Annotated in this window: 10 protein-coding genes; 3 read left to right on the top strand and 7 right to left on the bottom strand. The window is 72.5% G+C overall.

Annotation, left to right across the window (positions count from 1 at the left end; all coding sequences use genetic code 11):
* Window positions 1-111 precede the first annotated feature (111 nt).
* Complete coding sequence (locus ACZ7C5_RS08115) at window positions 112-2,340, top strand: ATP-binding protein (protein ID WP_470322258.1); 2,229 nt, start codon at window positions 112-114, stop codon at window positions 2,338-2,340.
* A 49-nt stretch (window positions 2,341-2,389) separates the two neighbouring features.
* On the top strand, window positions 2,390-2,716 hold the full coding sequence (locus ACZ7C5_RS08120) for a tetratricopeptide repeat protein (protein ID WP_470322259.1): 327 nt from the start codon (window positions 2,390-2,392) through the stop codon (window positions 2,714-2,716).
* A 93-nt stretch (window positions 2,717-2,809) separates the two neighbouring features.
* Here the strand turns inward: ACZ7C5_RS08120 and rpsD are convergent, their stop codons facing one another.
* The 7 genes from rpsD to ACZ7C5_RS08155 all read right to left on the bottom strand — a co-directional run bounded on the left by rpsD (window position 2,810) and on the right by ACZ7C5_RS08155 (window position 10,559).
* Window positions 2,810-3,424, bottom strand: coding sequence for a 30S ribosomal protein S4 (rpsD, locus tag ACZ7C5_RS08125; RefSeq protein ID WP_063346792.1), 615 nt, complete (start codon window positions 3,422-3,424; stop codon window positions 2,810-2,812).
* A gap of 312 nt (window positions 3,425-3,736) precedes the next feature.
* Window positions 3,737-5,167 carry a replication-associated recombination protein A gene (locus ACZ7C5_RS08130; protein ID WP_401087472.1) on the bottom strand — a complete coding sequence of 477 codons (1,431 nt, stop codon included), beginning with the start codon at window positions 5,165-5,167 and terminating at the stop codon, window positions 3,737-3,739.
* A 38-nt stretch (window positions 5,168-5,205) separates the two neighbouring features.
* Entirely contained in the window at window positions 5,206-6,024 is an 819-nt protein-coding gene (gene ppk2 / locus ACZ7C5_RS08135) for a polyphosphate kinase 2 (protein ID WP_470322260.1), read from the bottom strand.
* Window positions 6,025-6,188: 164 nt separating this feature from the next.
* Window positions 6,189-6,695: a GNAT family N-acetyltransferase gene (locus tag ACZ7C5_RS08140; RefSeq protein WP_188296891.1), complete on the bottom strand. Its 507-nt coding sequence runs from the start codon at window positions 6,693-6,695 to the stop codon at window positions 6,189-6,191.
* Between the two features lie 95 nt (window positions 6,696-6,790).
* A complete protein-coding gene (gene aspS, locus ACZ7C5_RS08145; protein ID WP_401087476.1) occupies window positions 6,791-8,581 on the bottom strand; it encodes an aspartate--tRNA ligase in 1,791 nt (596 codons plus the stop codon).
* Window positions 8,578-9,840 (bottom strand): histidine--tRNA ligase, encoded by a 1,263-nt coding sequence (gene hisS / locus ACZ7C5_RS08150; RefSeq protein WP_401087478.1) that lies wholly within the window; start codon window positions 9,838-9,840, stop codon window positions 8,578-8,580. Before hisS ends, aspS begins: the two co-directional genes overlap by 4 nt.
* Before the next feature lie 11 nt (window positions 9,841-9,851).
* A complete protein-coding gene (locus tag ACZ7C5_RS08155; RefSeq protein WP_188296894.1) occupies window positions 9,852-10,559 on the bottom strand; it encodes an MBL fold metallo-hydrolase in 708 nt (235 codons plus the stop codon).
* A 249-nt stretch (window positions 10,560-10,808) separates the two neighbouring features.
* Here ACZ7C5_RS08155 and ACZ7C5_RS08160 point away from each other — a divergent pair, with 249 nt between their 5' ends.
* The gene (locus tag ACZ7C5_RS08160; protein ID WP_401087480.1) at window positions 10,809-11,657 is read left to right on the top strand and encodes a peptidylprolyl isomerase; all 849 of its coding nucleotides are present in this window, start codon (window positions 10,809-10,811) and stop codon (window positions 11,655-11,657) included.
* Window positions 11,658-11,875 lie beyond the last annotated feature (218 nt).

Genomic DNA, 11,875 nt, shown 5'->3' on the forward strand with positions numbered 1-11,875 from the left:
GCGCGTAACCTACCGGCCGGTCACCTCGTTCTGCCGTGCAGGCCGTCGCCCGTACGGCCCGACGCACGCCCGGACCGCGACGGTCCGGCCTGGAAGCACGGGGAGCAGCCCTTGGCCGGGGACCGGAGAGCACGGGCGGGCGAGCCCGCGGCGGGGCCGCCCGAGCCGGAGCCGGGACGGCTGCCGGCCGAGGTGACCGGGTTCGTCGGGCGGCAGGACGAACTGGCCGAACTGGCCGGCCTGCTGGCCTCGGCCCGGCTGGTGACCGTCACCGGGCCCGGCGGCGTGGGCAAGAGCCGGCTCGCCCTGCGCGCGGCGGTGCTGGCGGCCGGCCCGTTCCCGGACGGCGCCTGGCTGGTGGACGTGACCCCGGTGCAGGACTCGCTGCTGCTCGGCCACGCCGTCCTGGAGGCGCTGCGCCTGGCCGAAGGCACCGCCCGTCCGCCGCTGGACGTCCTGGCCGAGCGGCTGGAGGGCCGGCGCCTGCTGCTGGTCCTGGACGGCTGCGAGCACCTGGTGGAGGCCTGCGCCGAGCTGGCCGACGCGCTGCTGCGGGCGCTGCCGGGCCTGCGGCTGCTGGCCACCAGCCGCACCGCCCTGCGGGCCTCGGGCGAGCACCTGCTGGCCCTGGCCCCGCTGCCGGTCGGGCCCGGGCCCGCCGGCCCGGCGCGGCCGGGCGCGCTGCCGGACGCGGTGCGGCTGTTCGCCGAGCGGGCCAGGGCGGTGCTGCCGGCCTTCGAGGTCACGGAGGCCAACGCGGAGGCGGTCACCCAGCTCTGCCGCCGGCTGGACGGCCTCCCGCTGGCCGTGGAGCTGGCCGCGGGCCGGCTGCGCGCGCTCTCGGTGGAGCAGATCACGGCCCGGTTGGACGACCGCTTCCGGCTGCTCACCGGCGGCTCCAGGACGGCCCTGCCGAGGCACCGGGCACTGCGCACGACGATCGGCTGGAGCCATGAGCTGTGCACCGTGCAGGAACGTTTACTCTGGGCCCGCCTGTCGGCCTTCGTCGGCGGTTTCGACCTGGAGGCCGCCGAGTACGTCTGCGCCGGCGAGGGCATCGAGCCCGAGGAGGTCCTCGACCTGCTCGACGAGCTGGTCGCCGGGTCCGTGGTGCTGCGCGAGGACGGCCCCTTCGGCGTGCGCTTCCGGCTGCTGGACACCCTGCGCGAGTACGGCGGCCAGTGGCTGCGCGCCGCGGGCGAGGAGCAGCGGCTGCTGCGCCGCCACCGGGACTGGTACCTGGGCCTGGCCACCTGGGGCGAGGTCGAGTGGTTCGGCCCCCGCCAGGCCGAGACCGCCGAGCGCACCGGACTCGCCCACACCAACCTCCGCGCGGCACTGGAGTTCTGCCTCGCCGAGCCCGGCGAGGAGCAGATCGCCCTGCTGCTGGCCGGCACGCTCTGGTTCTACTGGGTCGGCTGCGGCCACCTCGGCGAGGGCCGGCACTGGCTGGACCGCGCGCTCGCCCTGGACCGCGAGCCCACCGAGGCCAGGGCCAGGGCGCTCTGGGTGACCGGGTACCTGGCCACCCTCCAGGGCGACCTCGGCAGCGCCCGCCCGGCGCTGGAGGAGTGCCGCCGCCAGGCCCTGGACACCGGCGACGACCGGGCACTGGCCCACGCCGTCCACCGCCAGGGCTGCGTCGCCCTGGTCGGCGACGACCCCGACCGGGCCGCCGAGCTGTTCGAGGAGGCGCTCTGGCACTACCGGACCATCGGCGAGCTCAACAGCAACGTGGTGATGGCCATGCTGGAGCTGGGCCTGGCCTACCTGTTCCAGGGCGACCTGGACAGCGCCGAACTCTGGTTCGGCCAGGCCAGGGAGCTGTGCGAGGAGCACGGCGAGCAGTGGGCCTACGCGTACGCGCTCTACGCCACGGCGTACTCGCACTGGCTGGACGGCGCCGTGCAGCCCGCCCGGATGCTGGCCAGGGAGTGCGTCCGGCTGAACCACCTCTTCCACGACCTGCTGGGCATCGTGCTGGGCATCGACCTGCTGGCGCTGCTGGAGACCGAGCCGAGCGGCCCCGGCGATGCCGGCGACCTGCGCGAGGCCCGGCTGCTGCAGGGGGCCGCGCACCGGATCTGGCGCGCGGTCGGCAACCCGTTCCTGGGCTCGCGGAACTTCTTCGGCCCGCACCAGGAGTGCGCCGAGCGGGCCAGGGCCGGGCTGACCACCGAGGAGTTCGAGACGTGCTACGAGGCCGGCGCCCTGCTGGACCTGGACGCGGCGGTCACCCGGGCGCTCGACGGCGGGGGCCCGGCGGACGGCCGGGAGCTGACGGCGGGGCCCCGCTCGGTGCCGCCGGCTCCGACGTCCGCGACGGCCCGGAATAGTTGAAACTTGCCGATTGCTTGAGCAGGCAAGGATCCACCCCGGAAGGAGCACCATGGCCGTCCACAACGCCGCTGACGAGTACCGCATGGCGAAGTTCTACTTCGATTCCAAGGCGTACGCCGACGCGGCCCTCATGCTCGAAGGCGTGCTGGCCGAAGAGCCGGCCAACCTCTCCGTCCGGCTACTGCTGGCCCGCAGCTACTACCACTCCGCCCAGCTGCGCCGCGCCGAGTCCGAGCTGCTCCGCGTCCTGGAGGCCGACCCGGCCGAGGACTACGCCCGGCTGATGCTCGGCCGCGTCCTGGAGCGCCAGGGCCGCGCCGAGGAGGCCCGCCCGCACCTGCGACTGGCCGCCGCGATGACCGGCGAGAGCCGGTAGCGGCGCACCGGACCGAACGGAAAAGGGGCGAGCCCCCGCCGCCTCGAAGGGCGACGGGGGCTCGCTGGTGGTCTCGCGAAGAGCGAAGCCGGGTCAGCGCGAGTAGTACTCGACGACCAGCTGCTCGTCACAGATCACCGGGACCTCCTTGCGCTGCGGCGCACGGTCCAGGCGGAAGGCCAGGGCCTTCAGGTTGACCTCGAGGTACTTCGGGGTCTGGCCCTCACCCGCGTAGCCACCCTCGCGGGCGACCTGGAAGGGGACCTTCTCCTTGCTGCGCTCGCGGACGGTGACCACGAAGCCCGGCTTCATCTGGTACGACGGCTTGTTGACCTTGCCGCCGTTGACCTCGATGTGGCCGTGGACGACCATCTGACGGGCCTGGTAGATGGTGCGGGCGATGCCCGAACGCAGCACCAGCGAGTCCAGACGGGTCTCCAGCTCGGCGACGAGCGCCTCACCGGTCTTGCCCTCGGCCTTCTTCGCGCGGTCGAACGCGCGCGCCATCTGCTTCTCGCTCAGGTCGTACTGGGCGCGCAGACGCTGCTTCTCGAGCAGACGGACCTTGTAGTCCGAGTTCTGCTTGCGGCCACGGCCGTGCTGGCCGGGCGGGTACGGGCGGGCCTCGAAGTACTTGACGGACTTCGGGGTCAGCGGCACACCGAGGGCACGCGCGATCTTGACCTTGGGACGCTTCTGGTTCGCCATGAACCAAACCTTCCTTGCTTACGGATACGGCTTCACCAGGTGTTGACGGAGGTCGCATGTCGCGACCCGGAGAAAACCCCGCCGCCTGCGCGATGGGATCAGCCGCTCTCCGGAGCCGGGCACGGAAGTGCTGGTCACACGGGCCGGCCCAGGATCCTGGGCAGCCCGCGACACCGAAAACGGTGCGCGACGCTCCTGGTGCGGGCCTCCCTGGGGAGGCCTACGGCCGGTGCCCCGCTGGTGCGGCCGGTCGGTGGGGTCTCCCCCGCCGCCGTCCCGGGACATGGCACTCCGACCGAGTATACCGGTGGATCACTCGCCCTTTTCCCCGGGCTTCGCCTCTGCCGTCCCGTCCGGCTTCTCCGGCTTCCGCTCGGCCTTCTTCTCCACCCGGCGCTCGCCCCGCAGCCGGCCGCGCGTCCACTCCACCACGTCCGCGTACCTGGCCTCGCCGCCGCGCCTGGTCGGCTGGTAGTACTCCCTGCCGTGCACCGTGTCCGGCGCGTACTGCTGGGCGGCGATGCCCTCCGGCAGGTCGTGCGGGTACCGGTAGCCCTTGCCGTGGCCGAGCTTGCCGGCGCCGCCGTAGTGGGCGTCCCGCAGGTGCGCGGGGACCGCGCCGGCCAGGCCCTGCCGGACGTCCGCCAGCGCCGCGTCGATCGCCAGGTAGGCGGCGTTGGACTTGGGCGCCAGGGCCAGCGCGATGGCCGCCTGGGAGAGGATGATCCGGGCCTCGGGGAAGCCGATCAGGGCCACCGCCTGGGCCGCCGCCACCGCCGTCTGGAGGGCCGTCGGGTCCGCCAGGCCGACGTCCTCGCTGGCCGAGATCATCAGCCGGCGGGCGATGAAGCGCGGGTCCTCCCCCGCCTCGATCATCCGCGCCAGGTAGTGCAGGGTGGCGTCCACGTCGCTGCCGCGGATCGACTTGATCAGCGCGCTGGCCACGTCGTAGTGCTGGTCGCCGTCCTTGTCGTAGCGCACCGCCGCCTGGTTGACGGCCGTCTCGGTGGTGGCCAGCGTGATGCCGGGCTCGCCCTTCTCCAGCGCCGCCCCGGCCGCCGCCTCCAGCGTGGTGAGCGCCCGCCGGGCGTCCCCGCCGGCCAGCCGCACCAGGTGGTCCTCGGCCTCCGCGGTCAGCTCCAGCGCGCCCTCCAGACCGCGCTCGTCGGCCACCGCACGGCGCAGCAGCGCGCGGATGTCCTCGTCGGTGAGCGACTCCAGGGTGAGCAGCAGCGAGCGGGACAGCAGCGGGGAGATCACCGAGAAGTACGGGTTCTCGGTGGTCGCCGCGATCAGGGTGACCCAGCGGTTCTCCACGGCCGGCAGCAGCGAGTCCTGCTGGGCCTTGGAGAAACGGTGGATCTCGTCCAGGAAGAGCACCGTCTCCCGGCCCGACATCCCGACCGCCCGCCGGGCGCCGTCGATCACCGCCCGGACCTCCTTGACCCCTGCGGTGATCGCGGACAGCTCCACGAAGCGGCCCTCGACCGCCTGGCTGATCACGTGCGCCAGGGTGGTCTTGCCGGTGCCGGGCGGCCCCCAGAGGATCACCGAGCTGGTCGCCGCCGGGCCGCGCGAGCCCGCGACCAGCCGGCGCAGCGGCGAGCCCTGCTTCAGCAGCTGCCGCTGCCCGGCCACCTCGTCCAGGGTGCGCGGGCGCATCCGTACGGCCAGGGGCGCCCGGCCCGGCTCCCTGGTCTGGAGTTCCTCGGCTGCGGCGGTGAAGAGGTCCGGTTCGTCCACACCGGAAGCCTATGCGAGGGCCACGACAGCCCGGTTCGCTACGCCAGGCCGGCGGCGTGGTCGGGGACGTACCGCTGGAGGTCGCGCGGGGGACGCTGGTAGCCGTGCGACTCGGGGCGGGGCGGCAGCTCGATCTGCGGGGCCTTGATCTCGTGGTACGACACGGTGGACAGCAGGTGGGCGATCATGTTGATCCTGGCCCGGCGCTTGTCGTCGCTCTCCACCACGTGCCAGGGCGAGTCCGGGGTGTCCGTGTGGATGAACATCTCGTCCTTGGCCCGCGAGTAGTCCTCCCAGCGGGTGATCGACTCGACGTCCATCGGGGAGAGCTTCCAGCGCTTCATCGGGTCCTTCAGCCGCCCCCGGAAGCGCCGCTCCTGCTCCGTGTCGCTCACCGAGAACCAGTACTTGCGCAGCAGGATGCCGGACTCGCTCAGCATCCGCTCGAAGGTCGGGCACTGGTGCAGGAACTGCCAGTACTCCTCGTCGCTGCAGAAGCCCATCACGCGCTCGACGCCGGCGCGGTTGTACCAGCTGCGGTCGAACAGCACGATCTCCCCCGCGGCCGGCAGGTGCTCGACGTACCGCTGGAAGTACCACTGGGTCTTCTGCCGCTCGGTCGGCGTGGGCAGCGCCGCGACCCTGGCGATGCGGGGGTTCAGGTACTCCGTGACCCGCTTGATCGCCCCGCCCTTGCCGGCGGCGTCGCGGCCCTCGAAGACCACCACCAGCCTGGCACCCTCGACCCGCACCCACTCCTGGAGCTTCACCAGCTCCTGCTGGAGCCGCAGCAGCTCCCGCTCGTACGGCTTCCTCGCCAGCTTCTCCGGCTTCTCGGTCCGCTGCTGCCTCGTCACCCTCGGGTCCTCCGTCCGGCTGAATGCTGATGAGCACTCACCGTAGGCGCCGACGGCCGAATCCGCAGATCGGCGTGGCCGTGGCGACCGGGGCCGGTCTTGTGGACCGGCCCTGGGGAGAGGCCCCCGAGGAAGAGGCGCCCGGGGTTTTCCCAGGACGCGCCTCAGACCGAGACGAAGGGCTCGGGGTAGCGGCAGAGCCCGCGCGGGCCGCCGTCGTACGCCGTCAGCGGCAGCGCCTGGAAGTAGGCCTCCGGCACCTCGAACGGGCCGGTGACCTCGTGCCGTCCGGCCGGCGCGAAGCCGAACCGCTCGTAGTACTCCGGATCTCCGAGGACGACCACGAGCTTCTCGCCCGCGTCCTCGGCCGCCTCCAGCACGGCCCGGACGACCAGCTCGCCGACGCCGCGGCGCTGCCATTCGGGCGCCACCGCGACCGGCGCGAGCGCCAGCGCCTTGCCGTCGCCGACCCGCAGCCGGGTCAGCAGCGCGTGCCCGATCACCAGACCGGTGCCGTCCGTGGCGACCACGGACAGCCCGGGCAGCCAGGCGGGGTCGCGGCGCAGCGCGTCCACCAGGTCCGCCTCGTCAGGACCGGGGAACGCGGCCATGTGGACGCGTCTGGTCGCCGGGGCGTCCTCCGGACATTCGACTCTCGTTGTGACCTGCATGAGTCAACCCTCCCTGTGTCACACACCGTTGTGGACCGGCCCCGGACGGCGGGTGAGCCGTCCGGGGCCGTTGCAGGTTAGCGGATGACGCGGCGTCAGGCCTTGGGCTGCGCCTCGGGCTTGACGTCCTCGCGAACCTTGGGCTTGGCGTCCACGCCGGCCTCGCGGCGCTGCGCCGGGGTGATCGGGGTCGGGGCACCGGTCAGCGGGTCGCCACCGGTGGACGTCTTCGGGAAGGCGATGACGTCGCGGATGGTGTCGTACCCGCCCAGCAGCGTGACGATGCGGTCCAGGCCGAAGGCGACACCGCCGTGCGGCGGCGGGCCGTAGTTGAAGGCGTCCAGCAGGAAGCCGAACTGCGAGGCCGCCTCCTCCTCGGAGAGGCCGATCGCGTCGAACGCCCGCTTCTGCACGTCGCGCTGGTGGATACGGATCGAACCGCCGCCCAGCTCCGAGCCGTTCAGGACCAGGTCGTAGGCGTTGGAGAGGGCCGAGCCCGGGTCGGTGTCGAAGGTGGCCAGCGACTCCGCGGTCGGGGCGGTGAACGGGTGGTGCACCGCGTGCCAGCCCTGGAACTGGCCCTTGTCGTCCTCGATCGGCTCGAACATCGGGAAGTCGACCACCCAGAGGAAGGCCCACTTCGACTCGTCGATCAGCTCGCAGCGGCGGCCGATCTCCAGTCGGGCGGCGCCGAGCAGCTCCTGCGAGGGGCGCTCCTTGCCGGCCGCGAAGAAGACCGCGTCGCCGTTCTTGGCACCCGCGGCGGCGGCGAGGCCGGCCAGGTGCTCCGCGGAGAGGTTCTTGGCGACCGGGCCGCGCAGCTCGCCGGTCTCGGCGTCGATGAGGACGTACGCCAGGCCCTTGGCGCCGCGCGCCTTGGCCCAGTCCTGCCAGGCGTCCAGCTGCTTGCGCGGCTGCGAGGCGCCGCCGGGCATGACCACGGCGCCGACGTACGGGGCCTGGAAGACGCGGAACCCGGTGCCCTTGAAGTACTCGGTCAGGTCGGTGAGTTCCTGGCCGAAGCGGACGTCCGGCTTGTCCGAGCCGTAGCGGCCCATGGCGTCCGCGTAGGTCATCCGCGGCAGCGGGTTCGGGATCTCGTAGCCGTGCACCTCGCGCCAGACGGAGCCGACGATCTTCTCGCCGAGGGCCAGGACGTCCTCCTGGTCGACGAACGAGGCCTCGATGTCCAGCTGGGTGAACTCCGGCTGCCGGTCGGCGCGGAAGTCCTCGTCGCGGAAGCAACGGGCGATCTGGTAGTAGCGCTCCATGCCGGCCACCATCAGCAGCTGCTTGAACAGCTGGGGCGACTGCGGCAGGGCGTACCAGTGGCCGGGCTGGAGGCGGACCGGGACGAGGAAGTCGCGGGCGCCCTCGGGGGTGGAGCGGGTGAGGTACGGCGTCTCGATGTCGAGGTAGTCGTTCTCCTCCATCACCCGGCGGATGATGTTGTTGACCTTGGAGCGCAGGCGCAGGCCCTTGGCCGGGCCCTCGCGGCGCAGGTCCAGGTAGCGGTAGCGCAGCCGGACCTCCTCGTTGACCGTGCCCGGCTCGTACTCGGCGACCGGGAAGGGCAGCGGGGCGGCCTCGGAGAGCACCTCGATCGCGCTGACGACGACCTCGACCGCGCCGGTCGGGATGTCCGGGTTCTCGTTGCCCTCGGGGCGGACCCGGACGTCGCCGACGACCTTGACGCAGTACTCGGCGCGCAGGCCGTGGACCGAGTCGAGGTCGCGGACCACGATCTGCACGGTGCCGGAGGCGTCGCGCAGGTCGATGAAGGCGACGCCGCCGTGGTCGCGGCGGCGGGCGACCCAGCCGGCCAGGGTGACGGTGGTGCCTGCGTGCTCCGGGCGGAGCGTGCCCGCGTCGTGCGTGCGGATCACAGCTGCTTCTCCTTCAGGGTGGTGACGAGTGCGTCGAGGGCGACGGGGGACTGCTCGCCGGTGGTGAGGTCCTTGAGCTGGACGACGCCTTCGGCGAGGTCCCGGTCCCCGGCGATCAGGGCGAAGCGGGCGCCGGACCGGTCGGCGGACTTCATGGCGTTCTTGATGCTCTTGACGCCGAAGGCGAGGTCGGTGGCCACGCCGGCCCGGCGCAGCTCGACCACCTTGGCGAACAGGACGTTCTTGGCCTCCTCGCCGAGCGCGACGGCGTAGACGGAGGTGGCGGCCGGCAGGTCGAGGGTGACGCCCTCGGCCTCCAGCGCGAGGAAGGTGCGGTCCACGCCGAGCGCCCAGCCGACGGACGGCAGTTCCGGGCCGCCGATCATCTCGGACAGGCCGTCGTAGCGGCCGCCGCCGCCGATCGCGGACTGCGCGCCCAGGCCGTTGTGCACGAACTCGAAGGTGGTGCGGGTGTAGTAGTCCAGGCCGCGCACCAGCTTGGGGTCGTCCACGAAGGCCACGCCCGCCGCGGTGAGCAGCTCGCGGACCTTCTCGTCGTACGCCTTGCAGTCCTCGCACAGGTAGTCGCGCAGCATCGGCGCGCCGACCAGCTGGGCCTGCACCGACTCGCGCTTGTCGTCGAGGACGCGCAGCGGGTTGATCCCGGCGCGGCGGCGGGTCTCCTCGTCCAGGTCCAGCCCGGAGAGGAACTCGATCAGCGCGGCACGGTAGACCGGGCGGCACTGCCGGTCGCCCAGGCTGTTGAGCAGCAGCGAGTAGTCGCTCAGGCCCAGCGAGCGGAAGGCGTCGTCGGCCAGGATGATCAGCTCGGCGTCCAGCGCCGGGTCCTCCGCGCCGATCGCCTCCGCGCCGACCTGCGAGAACTGGCGGTAGCGGCCCTTCTGCGCGCGCTCGTAGCGGTAGTACGAGCCGGAGTACCAGAGCTTGACCGGCAGGTTGCCCTGCTTGTGCAGGTTGGCCTGGAGCGCGGCGCGCAGCACCGAGGCGGTGCCCTCGGGGCGCAGCGCGAGCTCGTCGCCGCCCTTGGTGGTGAGGTTGTACATCTCCTTGGTGACGATGTCGGTGGACTCGCCGACGCCGCGGGAGAACAGCTTCACGTCCTCGAAGACCGGGGTCTCGACGTAGCCGTAGCCGGCCCGGCGGGCGGGCGCGGCGATGCGCTCGCGGATCGCCAGGAAGGTCGCGGAGCTGGGGGGCAGCAGGTCGTAGGTGCCCTTGGGGGCGGTGAAGGTGCTCAACTTCTCTTCCGTCACATTCCTCGTCGCGGGAAAGCCGGGGCGCCGGCCGCCCCCGCTGCCTGTCGGAGGTAGGGGTTGGTGGCGCGCTCGCGGCCGATGGTGGTCTGACCGCCGTGGCCGGAGAGGACCACGGTGGAGTCGTCGAGGGGCAGGCACACCCGGGCCAGCGAGTCCATGATCGCTCCGCTGTCCCCGCCCGGGAGGTCGGTACGCCCGATGGAGCCGGCGAACAGCAGGTCGCCCGAGAACAGCACCGGGGGGAGGTCCTCGGCACCGGGCGTCCGGAAGGTCACCGACCCCTTGGTATGGCCCGGGGCGTGGTCCACGGTGAGGCTCAGGCCGGCCAGCTCCAGCACGCTGCCGTCGGTCAGCTCGCGCACGTCGTCGGGCTCACCGACGGTGAGCTCGCCCATCAGCTGGGTGCCCAGGGAGCGGCCGAGCGCCTTCTCCGGGTCGGACATCATGTACCGGTCCTCGGGGTGGATCCAGGCCGGGACGCCGCGGGCGCCGCAGACCGGGACCACCGAGGCCACGTGGTCGATGTGGCCGTGGGTGAGCAGCACGGCGACGGGCTTCAGCCGGTGCTCGCGGAGCAGTTCCTCGACGCCGTGCGCCGCCTGGTGGCCCGGATCGACGATGATGCACTCCTCGCCCGCCGCGGGAGCGACCAGGTAGCAGTTGGTGCCCCAGGCTCCAGCGGGGAATCCGGCGATGAACACGCGCGTCCTTCGGGTGTGCGGCGGTCGGCTGCGGCGCCTACCAGTGGTGATGCGGCCAGTGATGATTCAGGTGCAGCCTACCGGCGCTCCGGGTCCGGTTGCGAACCAGACAAGGGTGGCGGAGCGGCGCCGCCTGACAGGTTCACCGCGTTCTTACAGGCCCGGTCCCTACACTTGGCCGCCGAGGGATGCGATGATCCGCTCCGGAATCCGTCCACTTTTCCCGCACATGCGTAGGAGACACGGCCCGTGGTCAGCAGCGAACAGCGGCGGCGGCAGCTCGCCCGCGACAAGTACGAGCGCCAGATGGAACGCCGGGTCGCGGCCGCGGCCGCGCGCAAGCGCCGCAACACGATCCTGGGCGCCTCGCTCGCCGTGGTGGTGCTGGCCGGCGGCGGCACGCTGATCGCCACCGGCGCGTTCAGCTCGGACGACAAGGGCGACAAGAAGGCCTCGGCCGCGAACACCCCCCAGGCGGCGCCGACCTCCACCGACGAGCCCACCACCCCGACCCGCAAGCCGGTCGAGGGCTGCGCCGCCCCGGCGCCGGGCGCGCCCAACGGCAAGCAGTGGCAGGCCGAGCCGGCCATGACGATCGACCCGAGCGGTTCGTACGCCATGACGCTGGACACCAACTGCGGCAAGGTGACGGTGGCGCTGGACGCTGCCAAGGCCCCGCACACCGTGAACTCCTTCGCCTTCCTGGCCGGCGAGCAGTACTTCGACCACACCAAGTGCCACCGGCTCACCACCGACGGCATCTTCGTGCTCCAGTGCGGCGACCCGACCGCCAGCGCGACCGTCCCCGGCGGCACCGGCGGCCCCGGCTACAAGTTCGCGGACGAGAACCTGACCGGCGCCACCTACCCGGCCGGCACCGTGGCGATGGCCAACTCCGGCGCCGGCACCAACGGGAGTCAGTTCTTCCTGGTCTACAAGGACACCAAGCTGCCGCCGAACTACACCCCGTTCGGCAAGATCACCGGCGGTCTGGACGTGGTGCAGAAGATCGCCGCTGCGGGCACCCTGGAGGGCGCCCCTGACGGCCACCCGATGGCCGACGTCACCTTCAACTCCGTTACGGTGGCGAAGGGTTGACCGACCCCGGGGTCGTCCGTGAGCGGCCGGCGCGCCGCCCCGGCACGGCCCCGGCCCGAAATCGCCCGGCCCGGATGCGGACAGCACCGGTCCCGGTCGCCTATGTTGGCGTTGTATAGGGTGCCCGGACCCGCCTAGCCGTCACCCTCGGCAGCAAGGCACGGCGGACGGGGACGGCGGACTCTTTCGGTCCGTCGCACATCAACTGTGGACGACGG

This window comes from Kitasatospora sp. NPDC036993 (assembly GCF_055607525.1).